Origin of the sequence: Streptomyces sp. NPDC052701, from assembly GCF_040678355.1 — a bacterium.
Lineage (GTDB): Bacteria > Actinomycetota > Actinomycetes > Streptomycetales > Streptomycetaceae > Streptomyces.
On sequence record NZ_JBFATO010000033.1, the window covers coordinates 62,207 to 86,590 of the forward strand.

Consider the following 24,384-nt stretch of genomic DNA (forward strand, 5'->3'; position numbering starts at 1 on the left):
GTCCAGGCCGTGTGGTGGTGGTCCCCGCGCACGCGGGGCTGATCCCAGGGCGTCGACCTGCGTCGATCCGGTCTCCAGATCAGCGACCGCTGGCGCCTGTGGCACAACCTCGCCGAGGCCGTCCGCAAAGAAGTCGCCGCGCACAGCACCTGCTGAGCGAAAGCGGGCCCGCCCCCGGCCGAGGGGAGACAGGCCGCCACCACACGCGAGCGCTGGCAGCAGGTCCACGCCCTGCGCAAGCGCGGAGCCGGCCTGCTGAAATGCGCACGGCGCCTGAACCTCGCCTTGAACACCGTCAAGCGCTATGACCGTGTCACCGAGCCCGCGCGCCTCATCCGCGCCCCCAAGTACCGGCCCACCCTCGTGGCCCCCTACCGCGATCACCTGCGCAAGCGCCGACTGCAGAACCCGGCCGCCCCCGTCACCCATCTCCTCCAGGAGATCAGGAAGCTGGGCTACACCGGCAGCTCGAACCTGCTGGTCCGCTACATCAACCAGGGCCGTGTCGAGGCCGACCGGCCCGCCCTCTAACCCCGGCGCCTGGCCCGCTACCTGCTCACCCGTCCCGACCGCCTCAAGGACCACCAGCGCGAACGTATCGAGGCCGCCCGCACTGCCTGCCACGAGATGACCGCTCCGACCGACCTCATCCACCACCTCGCCGCGCTGCTGGATCCCGCCGACGGCAATGCCAGCCTGTTGAGCACCTGGATCACCTCGGCCCAAACCGAGGACCTGCCCCACCTGCATGCCTTCACCCGTAGCCTCGAGAAGGACCGCGCCGCAGTCGACGCCGCCCTCACCCTGCCGCACCACGACGGCGGCACCGAAGGCGTGAACTACAAAACCAAGCTGATCAAGCGCCAGATGTACGGCCGCGCGCGCTTCCCCCTCCTCCGCCACCGCATCCTCCTGAGCTGACCACACCCTCCGGCGCCACCGACTACGGAACAGACCCGCTCGTTTGACAGGCCCACACCCACCTGACATCCACCCCGCCTCACGAAACGTGACTACCGAGAAGTGAATGGGCGGGGCAGCCAACAACTCAACGGCCGCCCTCACCCCACCACGAGGGCTTCCTCCACGCGGTGAGGAAGCACACTCCCCTCGGCGACCAGACGCTGGACCAACTCCTGTGCCTTCGCCCGTCGAGCACGAGCGATGGGCCGTTCGCTGTACGGCATCGGACTGCGCTTGCGACGCGCGTCTTCGCGCCGCCCGTCTGCTCTTGTCGACGCTGGAGGCGCGGCGGACACCTCCTGGGCACCACCGCCCTCGAATGCTGGATCCTCGGGGTGATAGCCAAGCCGGACGTAGAACCGGCCGGCCTCGGTGACCTCCACACGGCCGTGCCCTCCAGCCCTGCCGACCGTCAGAAGCCCACGATCGCGTAGGGCATGGGCCGAGCTCCAGTCCCCAGGCGACCAGGCTCCGGGTTCTTCACTGGCCGCGACGCGTTCGAGAAGAGCGCGCTGCCGTTCGTTAAGGGCAGACCACCTGGACACGGGGTCCAGCCCGCACCGCGCTCCCATGCTCTGCATAGAGCCGAACGAGTGCCCCTCGGCCGGGGGCAACCAAGCATGGCAGAGTCGGCCACTACAGAGTGGCCCACCCCCTCGGCAGTCACTCAACGTGCCTATGACAGGGAAGAGTTTCGTCTCGTCGCCGCTGATGACCTCGGCTTTCCCTGGGGAGAATCTGGGGAGTATCCGCGCCGCTGGGGAGCGCGTGGGGAGGATCGGCTACATAAAGCAGCACGAACCTGAAACACTCTGAAAGGAACATCTGTGCAGCTCAGCGACAGGGGTTGCTGCATCACCGCAGGCCAGCGCCACCCTGTGGACAACTTCACGACGTAGGTGCCCAGGTCGTCGGCCTCGACGACGCCGGGGACGGAGCCGCCGGAGCGCAGGGGCTCGACGTAGCGGGTTGCGGTGACCTCCCTCAGCATCTTCCAAGGCCCCATGGCTCTTTCGTCTCACGTTCCACGGTCAGCTCCTACGGGGCGCCATCCGATGAAACCTCCCTGATCAGCCCTGGGGAGAGTCCGGGAGGTTTCGGCCGGCATGCTCGTCCCCCTGTCTCCCCGGCGGTCCGTCAGGAGCGGTGCGCCCCTTGCTTCCGGCTTCCGGCTTCCGGCACGAAATGAGCATAGTAACCGGGGGTGACCGCCGACGAGGAGTGGCCGAGCCGCCGCGCCCCGGTCGCCGCAGGCTCCCCCGCCTCCAGCGTGATCGGAACACAGGCGTGCCGCAGCACGTGGAAGCCGTCCTTCGGAGCCGCTTTCCCTTGTCGGCCCTTCGCCCCTCGGCACGTTGCGGGAAGATGCCGGTCCGGCCGATGCGGGCTTCCGGGTGCAGGTATGACACGTGTTCACGGCCCGCAGATGCTCGGCAGCAGGGTCGGTGCCGGATGCCTGAACCCCCGACGGCCGCCGGCGGAAAGACGGACCGTGCCGCGCCGACCGCTCCCGCCGGCGCCTGAACCGGTCCGGACACCGGCGCACGGCGGCTCGGACCACATGATCCTTACCGTTCACGTCGCTGAGATTCCCCGATTCCGGCAGGCGCGAGTCGGAATTAGACGCTCGTACAAGGTCGCCGTGCAAGACAGGTGCACAGACGTGAGGCAGGAGCACCCCATGGGACATCGTGAAGACCTGCTGGTGGGCGCGAAGCGCTGCCTGGCCGAAAAGGGGTACGCACGCACGACTGCCCGGGACATCGCCACCGCCTCGGGCACCAACCTGGCGTCCATCGGCTAACGCTACGGCTCCAAGGAAGACCTCCTGAACCAGGTCCTGATGGAGGCCATCAGCGAGTCCGGCGAGGAGCCGACCCAGGCCGTGGCGGCCGACGACGACCACGACACCGGTCCCCTGGAACGCTTCGAGACGATCTGGACCCGGCTGATCGGGGACTTCCACATGCACCGGCAGGTCTGGGCGGCCAGCTTCGAGGCCTTCGCCCAGGTCGATCACGTGCCGGTGGTCCGCCAGGCGCTCGCCGACGGCATCGAACAGGGGCACATGGGCATCGTGAACGTCTTCAAGGACGTCGGGATGTTCAAGGACCTCACGGACGACGCGGCCGACCCGGAGCAGCTGCGTGCGGTCGGCTCGTTCCACCAGGCCCTGTTCATGGGCGTGACGGCGCAGCTGATGGTGGACCCGGAGCGGGAGCCGTCCGGAGCCGATCTCGCCCATGCGCTGCGTCTTCTGCTCATGTCCACGCGCACCGAGCTCCCCGCCGAGACGTCCTCGCCCGCTTCCTGAAGCGGACCGGACGGGAGCTGCCCGGCATCCCCCACTCACGTCGTTGCCCGCCCGATCGCACCGATCGGGCGGGCAATACGTGTTCCGGGCCGCGACGGCACCCGCTCAGCCGGTGCCCGTCCGCTGCGCCGCGAGCCGCTCGCGGTCCACCTGACGGTTGGAGTCCAGCGGGAACTCCTCGATGCGGCGGCCCTCGCTGGGCAGCATTCCCTTGGTCAGGACCCCCCTCAGCCGGCGGGCGAGTTCCACCGGCCGGGTGCGTACCCCGTGCAGATGACGACGAGTTCGAGACCGTTTTCCACGTCACGTCCCGGGTGGCCGGGAAAAAGGCCGGGCGCCGGGTGGTGACCAGGAAGGCCGCCACCCGGGACCTGGTGTCGACACCTCGATGCTCCAGGACGAGCGGATGCACCGGATGTTCCGGCCGGACCTGGAGAACCCGACCCGCGAGGATGCCGAGCAGGTCTTCCCGAAGTTCCCCGCCACGCCGGCTCCTTACGCGGAGCCCATCGACGTGTCCCACGCCGTCGCCCACCCGGCCTCGGACGAGTCCCGGTTCGTGACGGGCGCCCAGCTGCGGGTCGACGCCGGACAGCGGTCAAGCACGGCAAGTGAGTTGTGCCCGTGCCACGGCTGGCGCCGCCCGATCGGCGGCACCAGCCGTTCGTTCGACGGGGAGAGGTTGCACGACCCCCGACTTAAATGTACGTTCGTATAAGACATGGGTACGTACAGATTCTGAGGATCTACATGTGGCAGCACGCATACAGCGCCGACGCCGGCTTGGCTCCTGAGGCGATCTGGACCCAGTACGCGAGCACCGGCACCTGGCCCACCTGGAACGCCGGCATGGTGAAGCTGGACCTTGAAGGTCCCTTCGAGACCGGCAGCACGGGCCGGGTGGCCTCCGAGGGGCAGCCGCCCGCATCCTCCACGCTCAGCGACGTGACGGAGGGCGAGGGATTCACCATCGACGTGCAGCTCACCGACGAGCTCACGTCCCGCTCCGACTGCCGCGTGACGGCCCTGCCGGGCGGAGGCAGCCGCATCACGCACACCGTCGAGTTCACCGGACCCGGCAGCGAGCAGATGGGGGCGGCGCACGGCGAGGTGCTGGCGGGCAACATCGCCGCCGGCGTCGAGGCGCTGGTCGAGGCCGCCCGGTAAAACCCCCCAGAGCCAGGGCTCCTGGCCGCCCCCGTCCAGGAGCCCTCGGCGTGCCCGAGCGCCAGTCATCCCCCGTGCGGTGCCGGGTACACCCGGAGCCCCGCCGGACACACCGGCGGGGCTCCGACTTTCCTTCTCCCTTTCCAACGGACGGCATCCAGCATGAACAAGCGCGTCGTCGCGGTGACGGTGCTGATCTTCACCATGTTCATGGATCTGGTCGACTCGACCATCGTGAACACAGCACTACCCTCGATCCAGAAAGGCTTCGACGCCTCACCGGCCCAGCTGGAATGGACCATCGGCGGCTACATGCTCGCGTTCGCCGCCCTCCTCGTGACCGGCGGACGGCTCGGTGACATCTTCGGCCGCCAGCGGGTGTTCATCCTCGGCATCACCGGCTTCACCCTGGCCTCGCTGCTGGCGCCGGCCGCCGGCAGCCCCGAACTCCTCATCCTGGCGCGCGTCCTGCAGGGTGCGTTCGCGGGCGTCATGGTCCCGCAGGTCCTCTCGACCGTGCAGGTGCTCTTCAAGCCCCATGAGCGCGGGCCGATCTCGGCATCATCGGTGTCGTCACGGCGCTGGGCTCGGTCGCCGGTCTGCTGCTCGGCGGCTGGCTCGTCGACGCGGACATCTTCGGCTCCGGGTGGCGCGCCATCTTCCTCGTCAACCTCCCGATCGGCGTGGCACTGATCCTCGCCGCCCTGGTCGCCGTCCCCGACACCCGCTCCGCCGGGGTGGTCGGCGGCGGCGAAGCCGCTGCCGTCGCCGACGCCCGGGTGTGTGTCAGCGGGGGCCGCGGCCGGCGCGGAGCGGGCGACGAGAAGCCTGCGGGAAGTCTCGGTCGCGACGGGAATCGGGGCATTCGCGGTGTCGCCGTGGGTGGTGAGGAGTTCACGGAGCTGGTGCAGCCCGTCGAGGTCGCGGTGATCCGGGCCCGGGCTGGCAAGGTGCCCTCGTGATCGACCAGGGCATGGACGCGATCCGGGTGCCCCGCACCGGGCCGGGACGCCCCCGGAGCGGACCGGACCACGTCATCGGCCACAAGGGCTGCGACTCCAAGGCGATTCGGGTCTGGCTGCGCCGGCGGGGCGTCGGGCACATCACCCCGAGGAAGACCGGCAGCCAGGTCGTCGGCCTCGACGGCTCCGGGTACGGAGCCGGCCGGCCTGAGCGGGGTCACCCAGCGGACAACGGTCACGTCGCGCGACCGCACCCGCCGGGGTACGGGGGGCCTCCGGCCGTCCGGTCGTGTTCACGGCCCGGCCAGCGGGTTCGGCAGCGGCAGGTAGCGCGCGTCGGCGCCGTCGGCGCCCGTCCAGCGCAGCAGCAGGTTGGTCTTGCCGGGGAGGGTGGGCGCGGCGAGCAGGGCGGCGGCCTCGGGCAGGTCGTGGCGGGCCAGCGCGCGGCGTACGGCGGGCCAGGGGTCCAGACCCGGACGGCGTTCGGCGAGCGCCCCGGCGAGTTCGGCGAGGTGGTTGACGACCAGGCAGTACACCAGCCGCTCCCAGCCGGCGGCCCGGTCCACCTCCGGCAGCAGCTTCACGCCCTCGGCGTCCCGGAACAGCGCCCGCACCGGCGTGCCCTCGTGGTCGACGGCGACCAGGGTGTTCTGCAGGTGCGCCTCCAGGACGACCCCGTGGTCGGCGAAGGCGGTCACGGCCGGGGGGACCACCTGGGCCAGGTAGGCCTCCCACCAGGCCGCCGGGTCGGCGGTGGTGTCGAGCGGGCTGCCGTCGAAGCCCTCGACGAGGCCGGCGGCGAGCAGCGGGGTCGCGCCGGGCGGGAGGTGGCCGGCGAAGCCGTCGCGCACGAGGACGGCCAGTTCCTCGAAGGCGAAGCCGGCGGTGCGGTAGCCGCGGTCGCTCAGCCAGGCCGCGGGTCCCTCGCGCAGGGCCCGTGACACCGCCGCGTCCGTCCGGCGCAGCTTCAGCAGGTCGTGGCGCCACAGCCGGCGGACGTCGTTGGTGATGCGCACGTCCAGGCTGAACTTGAGGAAGAGGTCGTGCCCGGGGGCGTACAGGGTGCGGACGGCGGCCGTGGGCCAGGCGTCGAAGGAGGTCGTGCCCAGGCGGACGAGCCGGCCGTCGGCGAAGGCCGGCGCGAGCTCCCGGCCGGCCAGGTCGAGCTGCCAGGGGTGGGCGGGCAGCAGCCGGTAGCCGGGCGGGGCGGTGCCGAGGGCGTCCAGGGCGCGGGTGTCGCCCTCCTCGACGACGGTGTCCTCGCGCAGGCCGAGCAGCGTCAGCGGGAAGCGGGCGTGCGCCTCGGGCGCGTACGGCAGCCAGCCGGCGGCCGGGCCGCCGCCGCGCGCCTTGGGGGCGGGGTGGTGCGGGTGGCCGGTCAGCAGGGACTGCTCCGAGCGCAGGTAGGGGCTCCCGGGCGGGGTGGCGCGGGCGCGGGCGGTCAGCAGGGCGGCCACCGCGTCACGGCTGTCGATCATCTCGGCGGGCAGTTCGTGGTTGGACAGGCCGGTGTGCCGGCGCAGCTCCTCGGCGACGAGCTTGACCAGCTCGGTGTGGCCGATGCGGTGCCAGCGGCCCGCGGCGTGCAGCTCGGGCTCGGCGGGCCGCCGGGTGCCGCGCACCCGCAGCAGGCGGTCCACGCCGGGCAGCCGGTACACCCGGCGTCCGCCCCAAGCGCCGCCGGCGGCGCCGGAGCGCCCCGCGGGGTCATGTTCCGCCACCGGCTCGGCGACCTCGCGCAGCAGGCAGTTCAGCAGCGGTGCGGCCGCGTACGCGTCGGCGCGCTCGGCGACGTCGGCGCGCCGGGCGGCGGCGTCGTCGGCGGGCGGGGGCAGGAGGTCCACGCGTTCACTCGTTCCTACGGTCCGTCCGGGCGGGGATGATCAGTATGTCGCTCGTCGTCCTTCCCCCGTGACGTCCTATGCGTACCCGAGGAGCCCGCCCGTGCACCGTCCACCCACCGCCGAGGCCGAGGTCGCCGACGAGCTGGCCGCCCGGCGTCCCGACCTCCTCGCGCGGTACGCGGCCGCGCTGCCCGGGGCCCGTGCGGCCGTGCTGACCCGGCTGTGGCGCGGACTGGCCCACGATCCGCTGCCGTGGATCGCCGCCCGCGAGCGCGGGCGGGACGGGCTCGTCCTGCGGCTGTCCGACGGCCGCCGGCTGCACGGCCCGCACCCGGACCCCTACGCGACCGGCGCGTACGTCACCGCCGTACGGCTCGACGGGAGGGACTACGACGATCCCGCGCGGCTGATGGCGGACCTCGCCGTACCGCGGTGCGCCGCCTTCGCCGCCGAACTCGGCCACGGCACCGCGTCGCTGGCGCTCTCGCGGGCCGGGCGGCGGGACCGGCCCGACGAGTGGCCGGTGTCCGACTGGGAGTGGGAGCAGCGGGTCGTGGACGGGCATCCCTTCCACCCCGCCTGCCGTTCCCGGCCCGGTTTCTCGGTGGCCGAGCAGCTGGCGTACGGGCCCGAGCACGGGCCGGTCGTGGAGCTGGGGCTGGTGCCGGTGCCGGCCGGGGAGTGCCTGGTGACGGGCGCGTGGCCGGACCGGCTGCGGGAGGCGGGACGGGTGGTGGTCCCGGTGCACCCCTGGCAGGCGGCGCACGTGCTGAAGCGGACCTGCGAGGAGCGGCTCGCCGCGCATCCGCTGATGTCCCTGCGCACGCTGGCGCTGCCCGGCGGGCCGCACGTGAAGACCGCGCTGAGCGCCCGGCTGACGTCCTCGGTGCGGGACATCTCGCTCGCCTCGGTCGCCGCGTCCGCGGTGCTGTCGGACTTCGCGGCGGCGCTGGCGGCGCGCGCGGACGGCCTGCTGCACGTCACGCGCACCCTGGGCGCGGTCGCGGCGGGCTCCCCGGACCTCGCGGCCGTGCTGCGCGAGTCGCCGCGGCGGTACGCGGCGGACGGGGAGCGGGTGGTGCCGGTGGCGGCCCTGGCGACGACCGCGCTGCCCCGCTCCCCCGCCTGGCTGGCCGCTTTCGCCCGCCTCGCCCTGACGGTCGGGCTGCGCCTGCTGGAGCAGGGCGTGGCCCTGGAGGCGCACGGCCAGAACCTGCTGGTGGTGCTGTCGCCGTCGGGTGACCCGCTGCGGCTGGTCTACCGGGACCTGGCCGACATCCGCGTCAGCCCGGCCCGCCTCGCCCGGCACGGCCTGACCGCGCCCGGGCTGCCCGACCGGATGGTCACGGACGACGCGCTCGCGCTGCGGCGCAAGCTGTTCGGGTCGCTGGTGGCGGGCGCGCTGGCCGGGACGGCCGGGACGGGCGCGGCGCTGCGCGACGCGCTGGAGGCGGCCGTACGGGACCTGCCGCGCACGCCCGACCTGGCCGCCCTGCTCGGCGGTCCGCTGCCCGCGAAGGCGCTGACGCTGATGCGGCTGTCGCCGGGGACGGGCGGGGACCAGTGGGCGGAGCTGCCCAACCCCCTGCGCTGACGGCTCGTTTTGGAGCAGGGCGTCACCGCTCCGTAGGATCCGCCGATGATCACAAGAAAACGGCTGGCGGCGGGGGCCGGTGCCCTGCTCGCCGCGTTGACGGCCGGGCTGGTGCTGCCGGCCGGGGCAGCCGCCGGTGAACCCACGGGACAGGACGCGCCCAAGGTCGACCTCGTGCTCGACGTGAGCGGCTCGATGCGGGCGCGGGACATCGACGGCCGGTCGCGGATGGCCGCGGCGAAGCAGGCGTTCAACGAGGTGCTCGACGCGACGCCCGAGGAGGTCGAACTCGGCATCCGCACGCTGGGCGCGGACTACGCGGGCGACGACCGGAAGACCGGCTGCAAGGACACCGCGCAGCTCTACCCGGTCGGGCCGCTGGACCGCACCGAGGCCAAGGCGGCGGTGGCCACGCTCGCCCCGACGGGCTGGACCCCGATCGGCCCCGCGCTGCTCAAGGCCGCCGACGACCTGGAGGGCGGCGACGGCTCCAAGCGGATCGTGCTGATCAGCGACGGCGAGGACACCTGCGCCCCGCTCGACCCGTGCGAGGTGGCCCGCGAGATCGCGGCCAAGGGCATCGGCCTGACCATCGACACCCTGGGCCTGGTGCCGAACGCCGAGCTGAGCAGGCAGCTGAGCTGCATCGCCGAGGCGACCGGCGGCACGTACGCCTCGGTCGAGCACCAGGACGAACTCACCGACCGGGTCAACGAGCTGGTGGACCGCGCGGCCGATCCGGTGGTGACGCCGGTGGCGGTCGAGGGCGCCGCGCGGTGCGCCGGGGCGCCGACGCTGAAGTCCGGGCTCTACACCGACCGTGAGGAGTTCGGGCGGCAGCGCTGGTACCGCGTGGAGGTGCTGCCGGGCCAGGAGCTGCGCGCCTCGGTGAGCGTCGCCGCCGACCGGGCGGTGCGTCCCGACTACGGCGTGCTGCTGCGCGCCGTGACGGCGCACGGCCGGGAGATCGTCCGCGGCGAGGCGGCGGGCAACGGCCGTACCGACGTCATTTCCACGGGGCTGCGCTACCCCAGGCCCGAACGGGACGACGCCGACGCGGACAAGCCGGCCGCCGAGACGGTGTGCCTGGCGGTGACCCACTCCTTCTCGGCGGCCTCCGGGGTGAAGACCGTGCCCGGTCTGCCGCTGGAGCTGACCGTCGACGTCGTGGACGGCCCGGCCCCGGCGGACGACGTGGCCGCCTTCGGTCTCGGGCGCGGCTGGTGGCTGCTCGGCGTGCTGGTGCTCACCGGCTTCCTCGCCGGTCTCGTCTGGGGCTGGCTGTCACGCTGGCGGGTCACGGTCTGGAGGACGAACTGATGCGCATCCCCCGCGCGGTGAGCGCCGCGCTGCTGACGCTGGGGCTGGCCGCGGCACCCGCGGCGACCGCCTCGGCCGCGCCTTCGCCGGGCCCGTCGGACGACGCGGCACCGACCCGGGCGGGCACGTCGTTCCGTACCGCGACGGAGATCGGGCAGGGACAGCGGGCCACGGCGAACGGGTCCGCGGGCGACTACCTGTACTGGTCGTTCCCGGCGGACGCCGGCCGGCGGCCCGCGGTCCGGGCCACGGTGAAGCTGCCGGACACGCACGCCGCCCAGACCTGGCAGCTCGACGTGTACGACGGGCTGCGGCGCCGTCAGGCCTGCCAGTACGGGGCGCAGACGCGCACCGCGGCACCGGAGGCGTCCTCCGTCGAGCTGGCCTGCGTGCTGCGCACGGTCCGCGCCTGGTCGGAGCCGTGGGCCAACGACCCGCTGCCGGGCACGTACTACGTCCGGCTGACGGTGGTGGACCTCCCGGCCTCCGACCTGGGCCTGCCGGTCGACGCCGAGGTGCGGGCCGACTCCGAGAACATCGGCGGGGCCGCGGCGGTGGACGGCTCGCTGGCCGAACCGCTGGTGCCGGGCGTCGCGACGCGCTCCGACGGTGCGGAGTCCGAGGGGTCCGCCGTGCTGTCGGCCGTCGAGCCCGAGGACGGCTGGGCCTCCGGCCTGTGGTCCGACCGGTGGGTGTGGACCGCGGTGGGCGGCGTGCTGGCCGCGCTGGCGGGGGTGGCCGGGTACGCGCTGACGCGTGGGCCGGGACGGCCGCCGAGAGCCTGACACATCACCAGAAGGCCCGCCCGGTGCGGGCCTTCTGCCGTTCTCAGGCCCCTCTCAGGGCCTTGGCGAGCGGGCCGTCGCCGGTCACCTCGACGCGTCCCTCCCGCACCGCGTCGGCCAGGTCCGTCTCCCCCCGGCTGACCGCCGTACAGGTGTCGGTGTCCAGGACCAGCCGGGCGTCGGGCTCGCCGGCGGCGGGTCCCTCGCCGTACACGGGGCCGTCCTCGGCGCCGACGTGCAGGTGGAACCGCCCCTCCTCCAGCTGCACTTCGACGGTTCCCCGCTCCCCGGCGGCCCCCCGGCCCTCCAGGGAACGCAGCAGGGGCAGCGCGAACCAGTGGGCGCGCACCGCGTCCGTGGGCCGCCGCTCGCCCAGCTCGGCCTGCCCCCACGCGCCGAGCGCCTGGAGCACGGGCAGCAACTGCCGCCCCCGTGAGGTGAGTTCGTACACGTGCGCCGCGCCGGGCGGCGGCAGCCGGCGCCGGGTCGCGAGGCCGTCGCGCTCCATGTCCCTCAGCCGCGAGGCCAGTACGTCCGTGCTGACGCCCGGCAGGTCCGCGTGCAGATCGGTGTAGCGGCGCGGGCCGGCCAGCAGCTCCCGGACGATCAGCAGGGTCCAGCGGTCGCCGACGACGTCGAGCGCGCGGGCGGCGGAGCAGTACTGGTCGTAGTTTCGGCGAGGTGGCATGCGACGCAGTCTAGACAAGTTGTTGGACTTTCCAAGCTCCCACTTGGTAAAACCAAGCAACACCAGATACCGAAGAGGTGGCGGCGCATGGAGTTCCGGCAGTCCAGCAAGCTCAGCGAGGTCTGTTACGAGATCCGCGGCCCGGTGATCGAGCACGCCGACGCACTGGAGGAGGCGGGCCACAGCGTGCTGCGCCTGAACACGGGCAACCCCGCGCTGTTCGGCTTCGAGGCGCCGGAGGAGATCCTCCAGGACATGATCCGCATGCTGCCGCAGGCGCACGGCTACACGGACTCGCGCGGCATACTCTCCGCCCGCCGCGCCGTCGCCCAGCGCTACCAGACGCTCGGCCTGGAGGTCGACGTCGACGACGTCTTCCTCGGCAACGGCGTCTCCGAGCTGGTCTCCATGGCCGTACAGGCCCTGGTCGAGGACGGCGACGAGATCCTCGTCCCCGCCCCGGACTTCCCGCTCTGGACGGCCGTGACGACCCTCGCGGGCGGCAAGGCGGTGCACTACCTGTGCGACGAGCGGGCCGAGTGGTACCCGGACCTCGACGACATGGCCGCGAAGATCACGGACCGCACGAAGGCGGTCGTGATCATCAACCCGAACAACCCCACCGGCGCGGTCTACCCGAAGGAGATCGTCGAGGGCATCCTCGACCTCGCCCGCCGCCACGGCCTGATGGTCCTCGCCGACGAGATCTACGACCGGATCCTCTACGACGACGCCGTGCACCACTCGGCCGCCGCGCTCGCCCCCGACCTGGTGGTCCTCACCTTCTGCGGCCTGTCGAAGACGTACCGGGTGGCCGGCTTCCGCTCCGGCTGGCTGGTGGTGACCGGGCCCAGGCAGCACGCCAGGGACTACCTGGAGGGCCTGACCATGCTGGCCTCGATGCGGCTGTGCGCCAACGCGCCCGCCCAGTACGCCGTGCAGGCCGCCCTCGGCGGCCGCCAGTCCATCCGCGAGCTGACCGCGCCCGGCGGGCGGCTGCGCGAGCAGCGCGACGTGGCCTGGGAGAAGCTGAACGAGATCCCCGGCGTGTCCTGCGTGAAGCCGAAGGGCGCGCTGTACGCGTTCCCGCGCCTGGACCCGAAGGTGCACCGGATCCACGACGACGAGAAGTTCGTCCTGGACCTGCTGCTGCGGGAGAAGATCCAGGTGGTGCAGGGCACCGGTTTCAACTGGCCGGCGCCCGACCACTTCCGCATCCTGACGCTGCCCCACGCCGACGACCTGGAGGCGGCGATCGGACGGATCGGACGGTTCCTGAGCGGGTACCGGCAGTAGCGGCCGGCACCCGGCCGCGGGCCCCTCCCTGCCGTACGGCCGCCGTACGGCCGCCGTCCGGAACTGTCCGGCACCGTCCGGGCGGCGGCGCGTGACGCCGTGCGCCCGTGGGGTGTTGGACACGGGTGGCGAGCGGAGGTGTCAGGGCATGGGCGTGACGGGGCAGGGGTGGCAGATCGCGGACGGTCCGGAGCCGTACGGCGGGGACGAGGACTCGGCGGCGGTCCTGCGGACGGTGGGCAAGGTCGTCAAGATGTGGCGCGAGCGGGCGGGGATGACCCAGGCCGAGCTGGCCGCGGCGATCGGCTACAGCGAGGAGCAGGTGTCCTCGGTGGAGCGGGGACGGCGGGCGCCGAAGGCCCCGTTCCTGGAGGCGGCGGACCGGGTGCTCGGGACGGGCGGGATGATCACCGGGTTGCACAAGGACGTCGAGGAGGCCCGGTACCCGAAGAAGGTCCGCGACCTGGCGAAGCTGGAGGCGGAGGCGGTCGAGGTCTGCGCGTACGCCAACACGGTGATCCACGGCCTGCTCCAGACCCCGGAGTACGCCCGGGCGCTGTACGGGATGCGTCGTCCACTGTTCACCGAGGACGAGGTGGAACAGCTCGTGGCCGCGCGCTTGGCGCGCCAGGAGATCTTCAGCCGACAGCCCGCTCCCGTCTTCAGCTTCGTTCTGGAGGAGGTGACGCTGCGCCGCCCGCTCGGGGGCAGAATGGTGATGCGGAAGCAGCTCGAACACCTTTTGCGGATCGGTCAGTTGCGGAATGTGGAGATCCAGGTGATGCCCACCAACCGCGACGACCACGCCGGCCTCGCCGGATCGCTCCAACTGCTGAAGCTCAGGAACGGCGACACGGTCGGGCACAACGAAGTTCAGCTGATCAGCCGGCTGATCTCCGATCCCAAGGAGACCCAGGTGCTGGAGATCCGGTATGGAATCATCCGGGCCCAGGCTCTCACGCCCCGGGAGTCGCTGGCCTTCATCGAGAAAGCGCTGGGAGAGACATGACGATACAGCCCTCGGCCGGGAGCAGTTCCGAGCTGGAGTGGTTCAAGAGCAGCTACAGCACGAACGACGGGCCGGAGTGCGTCGAGGTCGCGGCCACGCCGGGCACCGTCCGCGTACGGGATTCGAAGAACAAGCAGGGCCCCCAGCTCGCCTTCCGGTCGCAGGAGTGGGCCGCGTTCGTCTCGTACGCCGCCGATCGCTGACACGCGTCCGTCCCCGCACCCCGCGCCCGGCTCCGCACCGGGCGCGAGGCGTCGGCGGGCGGGGGCCGGGTCCGGGGCGGCCGTCGTCGCCGGGCGGCTTGTCGGACCCTCCGCGTAGCCTTGACCAGGCTGGTCGCGGCGCCGTGGGGAGGCCGCGGGCCGGCCGGCAGGAGCTCTCCGGAAAGGAGCACGCCGTGGCACGACCGCCGACCGCCGCGCAGCGGCGTGTCATCGAGGCCGCCGATCCCGTCACCGGGCGTCTGAAGGGCACGGAGGCGCAGCTCGCGGCGCTGGTGAAGCGCGGGCTCGCCTTCCGCCATCCCCGGCCGCCGCACGATCACTTCCTGACACCGGCCGGGCGCCGCCTGCGCGAGGCCGGGCCGGCGCCTTCCCCCGGGCCGGCCGTTCAGGCTCCCGCGGCCGACGGTGGTGTGTTCGCCGCGCGGGCCGGCGGCGAGGAGACTCCGGCAAAGACGGGTCCGGCCCGGCGGCGCGAGGTGCACAGCGCCTGGCAGGGCCTGCTGGAGCTGCGCCGGATGACGAACCGCGACGGGGCCACCGACCGGCCGTGCGACTGGGAGCGCACGCATCTGGTGCAGGCCGCCGCGCTGGCCCTGGAGGCGGACGGCCACCGGCCGGCGGGACCGGACGCCGACGGCTACCGCGTGCGGGCCACCCCGCAGCCGGAGGCCGTCGCCGTGTACGCGGCGGACGGCGCGGCGCTGCGGGCCTGCGCGGTGACGCTGGAGCGGGCCGGGTGGCAGGCCGGCGAGCACACGGAGCCGCGGACGCGGGCGCGCTACGTGCTGGCGTCCCCGAGACGGGCGTAGCGCCCCGTGACAGGATCGGTCGGACCGACGAGTGAGGCAGGAGAAGGGGGAAGCCGTGACCGAGCCGTTTTCCGTTCGGGTGACCGTGCGCGGGTACGAGACGGACGTGCAGGGGCACCTCAACCAGGCGGTGTACCTGAACTACGCCGAGCACGCCCGCTGGTCGCTGCTCCAGGCCGCGGGGATCAGCCAGTCCGGCCTGATCGCCCGGGGCGTGGGGCCGGTCGCCCTGGAGACGACCGTCCGCTACCTGCGGGAGCTGCTGGCGGGCGACGAGGTCGAGGTGACGTGCGGCTTCGAGTGGGGCGAGGGCAAGACCTTCCGGATCCGCCAGACGATCCGCAAGGCCGACGGCACGGTGGCGGCCGAGATCACGGGGGTCGGCGGTCTGATGGACCTCGAGGAGCGCAGACTGGTCGCGGATCCCCGCGCGTACTTCAAGGAACTGGCGGCGGACCCCGGCGTGTTCGGGCTGTGAGGACGACCGGATCCGGGTGGTGAGGACCGGTCAGGCCTCGGCCGGTTCCGGTTCGTGCCGCGCGTCGTAGGCCGCACGTGACTCGGCGATGTGGACGCGGTGGCGCTCGGCCCAGTCCGTCAGCCGCTGCAGGGTCTCGTGCAGCTCCCGGGCGACCGGCGTCAGGGCGTACTCGACCTTCGGCGGGACCGTCGGGTGGACGGTCCGGGTCACGAGTCCGTCGCGCTCCAGGTTGCGCAGGGTGAGGGTCAGCATGCGGCGGCTGATGCCCTCGATGCCGCGCTCCAGTTCGGTGAAGCGGATGGGTCCGTGCGCGGCGGCGACCAGGATCTGCACGCTCCACTTCCCGGCGACCCTGTCAAGGACTTCACGGACCGGGCAGGCGTGCGCGTTCACCACCTGCGGGGTAACACCGGTGTTCCTCGGGGACATCGAACTGCCTCCTTCCGCCGGCCTTCATGGTCTCCCACGATGTACCCCGTTACAAGTCGTGCACCAAGTGCACGCGGTGGGACCCATGGAGAAGGCGGAGGCAGGACCACCATGTCGATCTCGACCGAGTCACCGGCACGGACGGTGCCACGACGGACGTACTCCCGCGGGGCGTCGCTGGCCGTGCTGTGCGCGGGGACGCTGATGACGATCCTGGACGGCAACATCATCACGGTCGCCATGCCCGCCGTCCAGAGCGACCTCGGCTTCAGCGCACCGGGCCTCGCCTGGGTCGTCAACGCCTACCTCATCCCCTTCGGCGGGCTGCTCCTGCTGGCCGGCCGCCTCGGCGACCTGGTGGGCCGCAAACGGATGTTCACGGCGGGGCTCGCCGTGTTCACCGTGGCCTCGGTGCTGTGCGGGGTGGCGACCAGCCGGGCGGTGCTGATCGCCGCGCGTGCCCTGCAGGGCGTCGGCGGTGCGATGACCTCGGCGGTGGTGCTCGGCATGCTGGTCGCGCTCTTCCCCGGGGCCCGGGAACGGGCCCGCGCCATCGCGGTGTTCAGCGCGGTCGGCGCGGCCGGCGGGGCGCTCGGCACCTTCCTCGGCGGGGCACTGACCCAGGCCGCCGGCTGGCACTGGATCTTCCTGATCAACCTGCCGATCGGGCTGGCGGCCTGGTTCGCGGCCGTACGGGTGCTGGCCCCGGACGACGGCGCCGGCCTCGGCCGGGGTGCCGACTACCCCGGAGCGGCGCTGGTCACGGGCGCGTTGATGCTCACGATCCACATCGTCGTCGGCGCCGGCGACCGCGGCCTGTCCGCCACCCTGCTCCTGTCGGCCCTCGCCCTCGCCCTGTACACGGGTTTCGTCCTGCGCCAGGCCCGGACCACGCGTCCGCTGCTGCGCTTGCGCCTGTTCCGCTCCCGGCTGCTGACCGGCGCCAACGCCGTGCAGATTCTGATGATCGCGACGATGTACGGCTTCCAGTTCATCGGCGCGCTCTACGTGCAGCGCGTCCTCGGCTACGGCGAACTGGCCACCGGTACGGCCTTCCTGCCGGCGCCCGTCGCGATCGGGGTGCTGATGCTGGGGCTGTCGGCGCGCACCGTCGGCCGCTTCGGGGCGTACCGGGTGCTGCTGGCGGGTCTGGTGCTGATCACCGCCGGGATGGCGTTGCTGAGCCGCGCACCCGTCGACGGCTCGTACGTCACCGACGTCCTGCCGCCGCTGCTCCTGCTCGCCGCCGGGTTCGCCGCCGCGATGCCCGCCCTGACCGGGCTGGCGATGTCGGGGGCCCGGGAGGAGGATGCGGGTCTGGCGTCCGGGTTGTTCAACACCACGCAGGTGGTGGGTGGTTCGTTGGGTCTGGCGGTGCTGTCGACGCTGGCGGCGGGCCGGACCGAGGGGTTGCTCGGCCGGGGCGCGGAGCCGGTCGCGGCCGTGGCCGAGGGCTACCGGCTGGCGTTCGGGGTGGCGACGGCGATCGCGGCGGCGGCCCTGGCCCTGGCGGCGGCTCTCCTGCGACCGCGCGGCCGGTGACGTGCCGGTGGCGGGCGGACGGTGCCGCCCGCCGCCGTTTCGCCGCGCGTGCTCAGACCGCCGCGAAGGCCTCCCGGTGGTCCTCGGCCCACTCCCGGAACGTCCGCGGCGGGCGGCCGAGCACGCCGCGGACGCCGTCGGTGACGACCGCGTTGCGGCCCGCCCGGACGTAGGCGCTGCCGGCCAGCACGCTGTCGGCGTACGCCTGCCCGAGCCCGCTGGCGCGCAGGTGCTCCCGGACCTCCTCGGGCGACAGGTCGGCGGTGCGCACGGGCCGCCCGAGGACCTCGCCGAGCGTGGCGGCCTGCTCGGGGGCGCTGATCAGCTCGGGGCCGGTCAGGGTGTGGGTCCGCCCGTCGTGCCGGGCGTCCAGGAGGGCCTCGGCGGCCACTTCGGCGACGTCGCGCGGGTCGATCACGCCCTGCGCGCCGTCGCCGGTCGGGTTGGGCACGCGCTGCCCGGCCCGGATCGCCCCGGCCCAGCTCAGCGTGTTCGAGGCGAAGGTCGAGGGACGCAGGACCGTCCACTCCAGGCCGCTGTCCGCCAGGGCCCGTTCCCCGGCCGCGTGCCAGGAGCCGACCGGGCCGAGGCCCGGGTCGCCGGTGCCGATCGCGGACAGTTTCACGATCCGCCGCACACCGGCCGCCCGCGCCGCCCGGATCAGCCGCGGTTCGCGTCCGGTGTCCTCCGGTCCCAGCACGGCCACCAGGAACACGGCGTGCACGCCCGTCAGGGCCGCCTCGACGGACGCCTGGTCGCGGTGGTCCCCGCGCACCGTCTCCACCCCCTCGGGCGTGCGGGCCCGCCCCGGGTCGCGCGTCAGGGCGCGCACCTTCTCGCCGCGCGCGGCGAGCTGCCGTACGAGTTCACTGCCGATGGTGCCCGTGGCACCGGTCACGAGGATCATGGCCCCACGGTGCCGGGCGGCGGCGCGCCGGCTCTAGGAAATTCCGGCACGGTTCGCAACGCCCCGGCCGGCGCCCCGGTCGCCTACCGTGAGGAGGGTGACCTCCGCCGTCCTCGCCGAACACCCGCTGCCCGTGCCGGACACCCTGCGTCCCTGGATCGCCGGCATCGCGGCGACGTCCGCGGACGTCGTCGCACCCGCTCCGTTCACGCATCTGCCCGACCCGGCGGCGAAACTGGTCGTGCGGGTCGAGGGGAGCGGTCGCCGCGAGGCGATGGTCGTCGGCCCGCGCACCCGGGCCTCCTACCACGCCGGCGAGCGCCCCGTGTCCTGTGTGCAGCTCCGGCTGGCCCCGGGCACGGCCCGCCCGCTGCTGGGCGTGCCCGCGGTGGACCTGGTCGGCCGGGTGGTGCCGCTCGGCGCGCTGCCCGCCCCGGCGGCCCGCCGGCTCGCCGCGGCGCTGCCGGAACCGGCCGCCGGGCGGATGGCGGACCACCTCGCGGACATCCTCTCGGCGGCCGTCGAGGCGGACCGGTCCCGCGCCGGGCTGCTGCGGGCGGCCGTGGCCGCGCTGTCGGCCGGGCCGGACGGGGCGCCCGTGCGCGTGCGGGAGGCGGCCCGGCGGCTCGCCGTCAGCGAACGGCAGTTGCGCAACCTGTTCGCCGAGGGCGTCGGCCTCTCCCCCAAGCACTACGCGCGCATCGACCGCGTACGCCACGTCCTCACCCGCGCGGGCAGCGTCCCGTGGGCCGAACTGGCCGCCGCCGTCGGCTACTACGACCAGTCGCACATGACCTCGGACTTCCGCGCCCTGATGGGTGTCCCGCCCCGCGCCTTCTTCACCGGGCGGCTGCCCCGGGCCCGGCCCTGCCAGGAGTTCGCCCGCCGGTGAAACGCGGATGCCGTGCACCCCCGCGGCCTGCGATGCTGCGTCCCCATGGCCGTACGACGCATCAGACCCGGCCTGTACATCTCCGTCGGCATCGAGGCGGGCGGGCCGGTCCCCGGGCCGTACTCCATGCTCAGCCTCGGCGCGGCGGTCGCCGGGCGGCAGGACGCCGACGGGTTCACCCCCACCGACCCGCAGGAGCGGACGTTCTACCGCGAACTGCGCCCCATCAGCGCGGAGTTCGTGCCCGAGGCGCTGGCCGTGAGCGGCTTGGACCGGGAGCGGCTGAAGGTCGAGGGCTGCCGGCCGGAGGCCGCGCTCGTCGCGTTCAGCGACTGGGTGCGCGAGGTCGGCGCCGGCGCGCAGCCGGTGATGTGCGGCTACCCGGCCTCGTACGACTGGACGTTCCTGTACTGGTACCTGATCCGCTTCACCGGCTCCAGCCCGTTCGGGCACTCGGGCTGCCTGGACATGAAGACGCTGTACGCCACGAAGGCGGGCCTTCCGCTGCGGGCGGTGGCCAAGGGCACCATGCCCCGCGAGCTGCTGCCGAGGCGCCTCCACACCCACCATGCGCTGGACGACGCCGTCGAGCAGGCCGAACTGCTGGCCGACCTCATGGCGTGGCCGGGGCCCGGCTCACCCCCTGATCTCCCCGGGGGCGACGGCCGGTCCCCGGAGAACCTCCCCCTCCCGGCCGGGGACCGGGCACCGTACCCGAGGTGCCGGCCGGAGGAAGGGGGTCACCGCGCGGCGATCCTCGCCAGGCGCTGCGCCTGCTCGCGCGTCGAGCGGGCGACGGCGTCCTCGTCGACCGTCAGCAGCCGGCCGTCCTGCACGATCTGCCGGCCGTCGACGAAGGAGGCGGTGACCGGGGCCGGCGCGCCGAGGACCAGCGCGGCCACCGGGTCGGCGATGGAGGCGTGGGCGAGGGTGTCCATCCGCCACAGCACCAGGTCGGCCAGCTTGCCCGGTTCCAGGGAGCCGGTCTCCGCCGCGCGGCCGAGCACCCGGGCGCCGCCGTGGGTACCGAGCCGCAGCGCCTGGCGGGTGTCCAGGGCCGCCTCGCGGTGCGCGCCGAGGCGGTTGATCAGCAGGGCGTTGCGCAGTTCGGTGTGCAGTTCGCCGGACTCGTTGGACGCGGTGCCGTCGACGCCGAGGCCGACCGGGACGCCGGCGGCGAGCAGGTCCGGGACGCGGGCGATGCCGGCGGCCAGGCGCGCGTTGGAGGACGGGCAGTGGGCCACGCCGGTCCCCGTCCGGGCGAAGGCGGCGATGTCGGAGTCGTTCATGTGGACGCAGTGCGCCATCCACACGTCCTCGCCGAGCCAGCCGGTGGACTCGAAGTAGTCGGTCGGGCCCATGCCGAACAGCTCGTGGCAGAACTTCTCCTCCTCCACGGTCTCCGAGCCGTGGGTGTGCAGCCGTACGCCGAGGCGGCGGGCCAGGCGGGCGCCCTCCCGGAGCAGTTCGGTGGAGACGGAGAAGGGCGAGCAGGGCGCGACGGCGACCTGGGTCATCGCGCCGAAGGAGGCGTCGTGGTGCTGCCTGACGGTCTCCTCGGTGGCGGCCAGCGCGTCGTCGAGGGTCTCGACGGCGAAATCGGGCGGCAGGCCGCCGTCCTTCTCGCCGCGGTCCATGGAGCCGCGGGCGAGGGTGAAGCGCACCCCCGTCTCGCGGGCGGCGCGGATGATCGCGCCGGACAGATCGCCCGAGCCCCGCGGGAAGACGTAGTGGTGGTCCACGGCGGTGGTGACGCCGCCGCGGGCCATCATCGCGAGCGAGCCCCGGGCCGCCGCGTACACCATCGGCTCGTCGATGCGCGCCCAGGTCGGGTACAGCGCGACGAGCCAGTCGAACAGGTTGTGGTCGGTGGCCAGGCCCCGGGTGATCCACTGGTAGAAGTGGTGGTGGGTGTTGACCAGGCCGGGGGTGGCGAGGTGCCCGGTGGCGTCGATACGGCGCACGACGTTCCGCAGGTCCCCGGGGGCCTTGCCCGCGCCGAGCGACTCGATGCGGTTGCCGGCGAGGACGACGTACCCGCGGGCGTACTCGGTGTCGTGCGCGTCGACGGTCGCGATCGCGCAGTTCTCGATGACGATGCGCTGGGCTTCTGCCACGGTTCGTCCCTCTTCCTGTGGCTTCCTGTGGCTTCCTGTGGCTTCCTGTGGTTCCTTCTACGGCGGGGCACGGCAGGACCCGGGTGTTCGAGTGCCGCGGCCCCAGGGCGGCGGGTGCCGGAGGGGACGGGTGCCCCCGGGGCCCCGAGGACATCCGGGGGCGTCAGAGGTCGGTGAGGTCCTCCGGGATCCGCGCCTCGCAGCCGTCCCGGAGGACCGTCGCCTCGATCAGGCCGTAGGGGCGGTCGGCGGCGAAGTAGACCTCGTTGTCGTTGCTCAGCCCGAACGGCTCCAGGTCCACCAGGAAGTGGTGCTGGTTCGGGAGGGAGAAGCGCACCTCGTCGATCTCGCCGCGGTGGCCGATGACGCGCGCGCCCATCTGGTACAGCGTCTGCTGCAGCGACAGGGAGTAGGTCTCGGCGAAGGCCTGGAGCAGGTGCCTCCTGGTCTGCTCGTAGGACTCCTCCCAGTCGGGCATCGGCTGTTCGTCGTCGGTCCAGCCGAACCGCCAGCGGCCGCGGACCCGGGTGGCCAGGACGCGGTCGCGGGTCTCCTCCAGCGTCGTGTACTCGTCCCTGGCGTAGCCCCGGAACTCGGAGTTCGTCGAGTTCATCACGACGAGGTCCTTCAAGCCGGAGACGACCTCCCACCTCTCGCCGTCGTAGGTGATCTGCGCCAGGCGCGCCTCCTGGCCGCTGCGGACGAAGGAGTGCCCGGCCTCGCCGGCGCCGGAGGTCTCGATCCGCTCCCAGGCGTACTCCTCGATGCGGACGCGGGCCCGGTGGATCGGCTCCCGGCCGGTGACGAAGTGGCGGGCGAGGTGGATGCCGAACTGCTCGGCGGACTCGATGCCGTACTCCTTGGCGAACGCGTACACCGTGTTCTTGGCGGTGTCCGTCGGCAGGACGTTGGCGTTGGAGCCGGAGTAGTGGACCTCGTCCATGTCGCCGGAGAGGGCGACGGACACGCTGAGATCCTTGACGTGGTGGGTGGCGCCGTCCCGCGTGATCCTGACGACCCGGTTCTCGGCCTTGCCGTACTGGTTCTGCCCCAGGACCGCGGGGCGGGCGGGACGGGAGTCGGCGGTCATCCGGCTAGCTCCCCCGGTAGACGGAATAGCCGAACGGGCTGAGCAGCAGCGGTACGTGGTAGTGCTCGCCGGGCACGACGGCGAACGTGACCGCCACCTCCGGGAAGAACGCCCCGGGGCCGTCGTCCCGCCGTGCGGGGGCGTCCTGCCGCGCAGCGGCCCGCCTCCTCTCGAAGTACGGTTCGACGGCGAAGTCGAGCCGTACGCGGGTGGTCCCCTCCGGCAGGGCCGGGAGATCCCCGCACCGCCCGTCCGCGTCGGTCGCGGAGCCGCCGAGCGCCTGCCAGCCGTCCTCGCGGCCGGCGCGGGCGGCGAGGCGGACGGCGACGCCCGCGGCGGGGCGGCCGATGCTGGTGTCCAGGACGTGCGTGGACACGGATGCGGTGGTGCCGGTGCTCATGCCGCTCTCAGTCCTCCTCGACGAGCCGGGCCAGCCGGACGCGGTTGATCCCGCCCAGTTCGGTGCGGACGATCTCCCGCTCCCGCTCGGGCGGGTTCCCGGTCCGCTCCCTGACCGCGTCGCGCATCTGCTCCCCGGTCCTGCCGGTGGCGCAGATCAGGAAGACGTGGCCGAACTTCTCCCGGTAGGCCCGGTTCAGTTCCAGCATCTCGCCTCTGAGCTCCGCGGAGGCGCCGGCCATGCCGCGCTGCTCCCGCGCCGCGGCCGGGTCGCCCGGCTCGGGGCGGCCGATCGGCGGGTGCCCGGCCATCGCCTCGGCGAGGTCCGCGGGGGTCAGCTCCGCCACGGCGGCGTCGCTCGCGGCGTACAGGCCCTCGACGGTGGCCCAGGGGCGGGCGGCGAGCAGCCGCTCCACCCACGCCGTCGAGGCGCACACCTCGTGCAGGGCGGCGTGCGCCGCCCGCTCCCCGAGGCCGTTGAGGCGGGCCAGGCCCGGCGGCGTGGAAGTGGACGTCACGGGAGCCTCCGTGGCCGTGCCGGACGGGCGTGCCGGCAGCTGACGGGCGTGCCAGTAGCTAACGCCCTCCGGAACACCACGTCAACGCTTTGTTGAAGAATCGGGGTGCCGGAACACCGGAACGCCGGAACGCGCCCGCCCGGAACCGGCCGGCTCAGGCGCCCTTCTCGCGGTTGAGGTAGTTGTAGACGGTGAAGCGGCTCACCCCGAGGGCGCCGGCCACGGTCTCCACGCCGTGCCGCACGGCGAAGGCACCGCGCGCCTCCAGGGTCCGCACGACCTCCTGCTTGGCCTTGCGGTCCAGCTCGGACAGCGGCCTGCCCTTCCGGCGCTCCATGGCGGCCAGGATGTGGTCGAGGGAGGCCGCGAGCTGCGGCAGGCGCACCGCCACGGCTTCCACGCCCTCCCAGGACAGCACGACGTCGTCGGGGCCGGCCTCGTCCGGCGGGAGCATCTCCCCGCCGATCGCGTCGACCAGCGGCTTCACGGCCGCGATGAACGGCTCGTCGCGGGCGCCGGTCACCGCTCGCCCTCCCCGGCCACGTTGACCTGCAGAGAGATCCGGGTGGCGCCGGCCGCCAGGGACCTGCGCAGCAGCGCGTCCACGGCGGCGAGCACCACGTCGGCGCGCCCTTCGGCGGTGTTGCCGAACGGGCCGACGTCCACCGCGTCCAGCTCGGCCGCCTCGATGACCTCGCGGGCCACCAGCGCGTGCGCGGGCGTCTCGTCGAGGTCGAAGGGCTCGGTCGTGAACTCCATCTTCAGTCGCACTGTGCCCCCATGGCATCCGCTCCGGCCCGCGCGTGCCGCCGGGTCCGCGGCCGGGACCGGACCGGCCGCTCGGGGAGACCTTAACGGACCCGGACGGCGGGCCCGGCTCCCCGAGATCCCCGGGGAGCCGGGCGGCGCCGCCGCCGACACCCGTCCTGTCGCGGCCGGCCCCGCTCCGCCGGACGGCCCCGCGCCGCCGGACGGCCCCGCGCCGCCGGACGGCCGGCCCCGGGGAGCGCCGGACGCGGGAACCGTCCGCGTCC

The 24,384-nt window shown here is 73.5% G+C and carries 29 protein-coding genes and 1 CRISPR repeat array (1 of these 30 running past the window's edge); of the genes, 18 read left to right on the top strand and 11 right to left on the bottom strand.

Features of this window, described 5'->3' with window-relative positions; all coding sequences use genetic code 11:
* Positions 1 to 46: direct repeats of the CRISPR family, unit length 29 nt; unit sequence GTGGTCCCCGCGCACGCGGGGCTGATCCC; it begins 2,849 nt to the left of the window's first position.
* 239 nt (positions 47 to 285) lie between these two features.
* The 4 genes from AB0L29_RS28410 (at position 286) to AB0L29_RS28425 (ending at position 3,277) form a co-directional block, all read left to right on the top strand.
* Complete coding sequence (locus tag AB0L29_RS28410; protein ID WP_365830892.1) at positions 286 to 531, top strand: hypothetical protein; 246 nt, start codon at positions 286 to 288, stop codon at positions 529 to 531.
* Between the two features lie 21 nt (positions 532 to 552).
* A complete protein-coding gene (locus AB0L29_RS28415; protein ID WP_365830964.1) occupies positions 553 to 921 on the top strand; it encodes a transposase in 369 nt (122 codons plus the stop codon).
* Positions 922 to 2,644: 1,723 nt separating this feature from the next.
* Complete coding sequence (locus AB0L29_RS28420; protein ID WP_365830894.1) at positions 2,645 to 2,767, top strand: TetR family transcriptional regulator; 123 nt, start codon at positions 2,645 to 2,647, stop codon at positions 2,765 to 2,767.
* A 39-nt stretch (positions 2,768 to 2,806) separates the two neighbouring features.
* The gene (locus AB0L29_RS28425; RefSeq protein WP_365830896.1) at positions 2,807 to 3,277 is read left to right on the top strand and encodes a hypothetical protein; all 471 of its coding nucleotides are present in this window, start codon (positions 2,807 to 2,809) and stop codon (positions 3,275 to 3,277) included.
* A 105-nt stretch (positions 3,278 to 3,382) separates the two neighbouring features.
* On the opposite strand, the gene AB0L29_RS28430 is transcribed toward AB0L29_RS28425, so the two are convergent.
* The gene (locus AB0L29_RS28430; RefSeq protein WP_365830898.1) at positions 3,383 to 3,526 is read right to left on the bottom strand and encodes a hypothetical protein; all 144 of its coding nucleotides are present in this window, start codon (positions 3,524 to 3,526) and stop codon (positions 3,383 to 3,385) included.
* A 139-nt stretch (positions 3,527 to 3,665) separates the two neighbouring features.
* Between AB0L29_RS28430 and AB0L29_RS28435 the strand changes: the two genes are divergently transcribed.
* The 4 genes from AB0L29_RS28435 (at position 3,666) to AB0L29_RS28450 (ending at position 5,406) form a co-directional block, all read left to right on the top strand.
* Positions 3,666 to 3,995, top strand: a complete 330-nt coding sequence (locus AB0L29_RS28435; protein WP_365830900.1) for a hypothetical protein — start codon at positions 3,666 to 3,668, stop codon at positions 3,993 to 3,995.
* A gap of 32 nt (positions 3,996 to 4,027) precedes the next feature.
* Positions 4,028 to 4,444: an SRPBCC family protein gene (locus tag AB0L29_RS28440; RefSeq protein WP_365830902.1), complete on the top strand. Its 417-nt coding sequence runs from the start codon at positions 4,028 to 4,030 to the stop codon at positions 4,442 to 4,444.
* Positions 4,445 to 4,606: 162 nt separating this feature from the next.
* The gene (locus tag AB0L29_RS28445; RefSeq protein ID WP_365830904.1) at positions 4,607 to 5,137 is read left to right on the top strand and encodes an MFS transporter; all 531 of its coding nucleotides are present in this window, start codon (positions 4,607 to 4,609) and stop codon (positions 5,135 to 5,137) included.
* Positions 5,128 to 5,406: a hypothetical protein gene (locus AB0L29_RS28450; protein WP_365830906.1), complete on the top strand. Its 279-nt coding sequence runs from the start codon at positions 5,128 to 5,130 to the stop codon at positions 5,404 to 5,406. The genes AB0L29_RS28445 and AB0L29_RS28450 overlap by 10 nt, the downstream gene beginning before the upstream one ends.
* A gap of 293 nt (positions 5,407 to 5,699) precedes the next feature.
* Here the strand turns inward: AB0L29_RS28450 and AB0L29_RS28455 are convergent, their stop codons facing one another.
* A complete protein-coding gene (locus AB0L29_RS28455) occupies positions 5,700 to 7,250 on the bottom strand; it encodes an IucA/IucC family protein (RefSeq protein ID WP_365830908.1) in 1,551 nt (516 codons plus the stop codon).
* 100 nt (positions 7,251 to 7,350) lie between these two features.
* Between AB0L29_RS28455 and AB0L29_RS28460 the strand changes: the two genes are divergently transcribed.
* The 3 genes from AB0L29_RS28460 to AB0L29_RS28470 are packed head-to-tail and all read left to right on the top strand — an operon-like array spanning position 7,351 to position 10,949.
* Positions 7,351 to 8,844, top strand: a complete 1,494-nt coding sequence (locus AB0L29_RS28460; RefSeq protein ID WP_365830910.1) for an IucA/IucC family protein — start codon at positions 7,351 to 7,353, stop codon at positions 8,842 to 8,844.
* Between the two features lie 45 nt (positions 8,845 to 8,889).
* Entirely contained in the window at positions 8,890 to 10,164 is a 1,275-nt protein-coding gene (locus tag AB0L29_RS28465; protein WP_365830912.1) for a VWA domain-containing protein, read from the top strand.
* Positions 10,164 to 10,949 carry a hypothetical protein gene (locus tag AB0L29_RS28470; RefSeq protein WP_365830914.1) on the top strand — a complete coding sequence of 262 codons (786 nt, stop codon included), beginning with the start codon at positions 10,164 to 10,166 and terminating at the stop codon, positions 10,947 to 10,949. The genes AB0L29_RS28465 and AB0L29_RS28470 overlap by 1 nt, the downstream gene beginning before the upstream one ends.
* A gap of 43 nt (positions 10,950 to 10,992) precedes the next feature.
* Here the strand turns inward: AB0L29_RS28470 and AB0L29_RS28475 are convergent, their stop codons facing one another.
* Entirely contained in the window at positions 10,993 to 11,637 is a 645-nt protein-coding gene (locus AB0L29_RS28475; protein ID WP_365830916.1) for a winged helix-turn-helix transcriptional regulator, read from the bottom strand.
* A gap of 87 nt (positions 11,638 to 11,724) precedes the next feature.
* On the opposite strand from AB0L29_RS28475, the gene AB0L29_RS28480 reads away from it, so the two are divergent.
* The 5 genes from AB0L29_RS28480 (at position 11,725) to AB0L29_RS28500 (ending at position 15,453) form a co-directional block, all read left to right on the top strand.
* A complete protein-coding gene (locus AB0L29_RS28480) occupies positions 11,725 to 12,933 on the top strand; it encodes a pyridoxal phosphate-dependent aminotransferase (protein WP_365830918.1) in 1,209 nt (402 codons plus the stop codon).
* 148 nt (positions 12,934 to 13,081) lie between these two features.
* Positions 13,082 to 13,942 (top strand): helix-turn-helix transcriptional regulator, encoded by an 861-nt coding sequence (locus AB0L29_RS28485; protein ID WP_365830920.1) that lies wholly within the window; start codon positions 13,082 to 13,084, stop codon positions 13,940 to 13,942.
* Positions 13,939 to 14,145 carry a DUF397 domain-containing protein gene (locus tag AB0L29_RS28490; protein WP_365830922.1) on the top strand — a complete coding sequence of 69 codons (207 nt, stop codon included), beginning with the start codon at positions 13,939 to 13,941 and terminating at the stop codon, positions 14,143 to 14,145. The genes AB0L29_RS28485 and AB0L29_RS28490 overlap by 4 nt, the downstream gene beginning before the upstream one ends.
* 194 nt (positions 14,146 to 14,339) lie before the next feature.
* The gene (locus tag AB0L29_RS28495; RefSeq protein ID WP_365830924.1) at positions 14,340 to 14,975 is read left to right on the top strand and encodes a hypothetical protein; all 636 of its coding nucleotides are present in this window, start codon (positions 14,340 to 14,342) and stop codon (positions 14,973 to 14,975) included.
* Between the two features lie 55 nt (positions 14,976 to 15,030).
* On the top strand, positions 15,031 to 15,453 hold the full coding sequence (locus AB0L29_RS28500) for an acyl-CoA thioesterase (RefSeq protein ID WP_365830926.1): 423 nt from the start codon (positions 15,031 to 15,033) through the stop codon (positions 15,451 to 15,453).
* A 30-nt stretch (positions 15,454 to 15,483) separates the two neighbouring features.
* Here AB0L29_RS28500 and AB0L29_RS28505 read toward each other — a convergent pair whose 3' ends face one another.
* The gene (locus AB0L29_RS28505; protein ID WP_365830928.1) at positions 15,484 to 15,885 is read right to left on the bottom strand and encodes a helix-turn-helix domain-containing protein; all 402 of its coding nucleotides are present in this window, start codon (positions 15,883 to 15,885) and stop codon (positions 15,484 to 15,486) included.
* Positions 15,886 to 15,996: 111 nt separating this feature from the next.
* Here AB0L29_RS28505 and AB0L29_RS28510 point away from each other — a divergent pair, with 111 nt between their 5' ends.
* Positions 15,997 to 17,427, top strand: coding sequence for an MFS transporter (locus tag AB0L29_RS28510; protein ID WP_365830930.1), 1,431 nt, complete (start codon positions 15,997 to 15,999; stop codon positions 17,425 to 17,427).
* A gap of 52 nt (positions 17,428 to 17,479) precedes the next feature.
* Here the strand turns inward: AB0L29_RS28510 and AB0L29_RS28515 are convergent, their stop codons facing one another.
* Positions 17,480 to 18,334, bottom strand: a complete 855-nt coding sequence (locus AB0L29_RS28515) for an SDR family oxidoreductase (RefSeq protein WP_365830932.1) — start codon at positions 18,332 to 18,334, stop codon at positions 17,480 to 17,482.
* A 97-nt stretch (positions 18,335 to 18,431) separates the two neighbouring features.
* On the opposite strand from AB0L29_RS28515, the gene AB0L29_RS28520 reads away from it, so the two are divergent.
* Complete coding sequence (locus AB0L29_RS28520) at positions 18,432 to 19,226, top strand: helix-turn-helix domain-containing protein (protein WP_365830934.1); 795 nt, start codon at positions 18,432 to 18,434, stop codon at positions 19,224 to 19,226.
* Between the two features lie 740 nt (positions 19,227 to 19,966).
* On the opposite strand, the gene AB0L29_RS28525 is transcribed toward AB0L29_RS28520, so the two are convergent.
* The 6 genes from AB0L29_RS28525 to AB0L29_RS28550 all read right to left on the bottom strand — a co-directional run bounded on the left by AB0L29_RS28525 (position 19,967) and on the right by AB0L29_RS28550 (position 24,121).
* Complete coding sequence (locus AB0L29_RS28525; RefSeq protein ID WP_365830936.1) at positions 19,967 to 21,343, bottom strand: 8-oxoguanine deaminase; 1,377 nt, start codon at positions 21,341 to 21,343, stop codon at positions 19,967 to 19,969.
* Positions 21,344 to 21,506: 163 nt separating this feature from the next.
* Complete coding sequence (gene pucL, locus AB0L29_RS28530; RefSeq protein WP_365830938.1) at positions 21,507 to 22,433, bottom strand: factor-independent urate hydroxylase; 927 nt, start codon at positions 22,431 to 22,433, stop codon at positions 21,507 to 21,509.
* Positions 22,434 to 22,437: 4 nt separating this feature from the next.
* Entirely contained in the window at positions 22,438 to 22,833 is a 396-nt protein-coding gene (uraH, locus tag AB0L29_RS28535; protein WP_365830939.1) for a hydroxyisourate hydrolase, read from the bottom strand.
* Between the two features lie 7 nt (positions 22,834 to 22,840).
* Positions 22,841 to 23,350, bottom strand: a complete 510-nt coding sequence (gene uraD / locus AB0L29_RS28540; protein WP_365830941.1) for a 2-oxo-4-hydroxy-4-carboxy-5-ureidoimidazoline decarboxylase — start codon at positions 23,348 to 23,350, stop codon at positions 22,841 to 22,843.
* Positions 23,351 to 23,504: 154 nt separating this feature from the next.
* Complete coding sequence (locus AB0L29_RS28545; protein ID WP_365830943.1) at positions 23,505 to 23,873, bottom strand: helix-turn-helix domain-containing protein; 369 nt, start codon at positions 23,871 to 23,873, stop codon at positions 23,505 to 23,507.
* A complete protein-coding gene (locus AB0L29_RS28550; protein WP_365830945.1) occupies positions 23,870 to 24,121 on the bottom strand; it encodes a hypothetical protein in 252 nt (83 codons plus the stop codon). The genes AB0L29_RS28545 and AB0L29_RS28550 overlap by 4 nt, the downstream gene beginning before the upstream one ends.
* Positions 24,122 to 24,384: the final 263 nt, after the last annotated feature.

What these genes read in the sequence shown, in the direction of transcription:
- AB0L29_RS28440 (WP_365830902.1), top strand. Translation starts at nt 4,028, where the DNA reads ATGTGGCAGCACGCATACAGCGCCGACGCCGGCTTGGCTCCTGAGGCG.
- AB0L29_RS28480 (WP_365830918.1), top strand. Translation starts at nt 11,725, where the DNA reads ATGGAGTTCCGGCAGTCCAGCAAGCTCAGCGAGGTCTGTTACGAGATC.
- AB0L29_RS28470 (WP_365830914.1), top strand. Translation starts at nt 10,164, where the DNA reads ATGCGCATCCCCCGCGCGGTGAGCGCCGCGCTGCTGACGCTGGGGCTG.
- AB0L29_RS28425 (WP_365830896.1), top strand. Translation starts at nt 2,807, where the DNA reads ATGGAGGCCATCAGCGAGTCCGGCGAGGAGCCGACCCAGGCCGTGGCG.
- AB0L29_RS28445 (WP_365830904.1), top strand. Translation starts at nt 4,607, where the DNA reads ATGAACAAGCGCGTCGTCGCGGTGACGGTGCTGATCTTCACCATGTTC.
- AB0L29_RS28465 (WP_365830912.1), top strand. Translation starts at nt 8,890, where the DNA reads ATGATCACAAGAAAACGGCTGGCGGCGGGGGCCGGTGCCCTGCTCGCC.
- AB0L29_RS28485 (WP_365830920.1), top strand. Translation starts at nt 13,082, where the DNA reads ATGGGCGTGACGGGGCAGGGGTGGCAGATCGCGGACGGTCCGGAGCCG.
- pucL (WP_365830938.1), bottom strand. Translation starts at nt 22,433, where the DNA reads ATGACCGCCGACTCCCGTCCCGCCCGCCCCGCGGTCCTGGGGCAGAAC.
- AB0L29_RS28510 (WP_365830930.1), top strand. Translation starts at nt 15,997, where the DNA reads ATGTCGATCTCGACCGAGTCACCGGCACGGACGGTGCCACGACGGACG.
- AB0L29_RS28475 (WP_365830916.1), bottom strand. Translation starts at nt 11,637, where the DNA reads ATGCCACCTCGCCGAAACTACGACCAGTACTGCTCCGCCGCCCGCGCG.
- AB0L29_RS28435 (WP_365830900.1), top strand. Translation starts at nt 3,666, where the DNA reads ATGCTCCAGGACGAGCGGATGCACCGGATGTTCCGGCCGGACCTGGAG.
- AB0L29_RS28505 (WP_365830928.1), bottom strand. Translation starts at nt 15,885, where the DNA reads ATGTCCCCGAGGAACACCGGTGTTACCCCGCAGGTGGTGAACGCGCAC.
- AB0L29_RS28490 (WP_365830922.1), top strand. Translation starts at nt 13,939, where the DNA reads ATGACGATACAGCCCTCGGCCGGGAGCAGTTCCGAGCTGGAGTGGTTC.
- uraH (WP_365830939.1), bottom strand. Translation starts at nt 22,833, where the DNA reads ATGAGCACCGGCACCACCGCATCCGTGTCCACGCACGTCCTGGACACC.
- AB0L29_RS28420 (WP_365830894.1), top strand. Translation starts at nt 2,645, where the DNA reads ATGGGACATCGTGAAGACCTGCTGGTGGGCGCGAAGCGCTGCCTGGCC.
- AB0L29_RS28515 (WP_365830932.1), bottom strand. Translation starts at nt 18,334, where the DNA reads ATGATCCTCGTGACCGGTGCCACGGGCACCATCGGCAGTGAACTCGTA.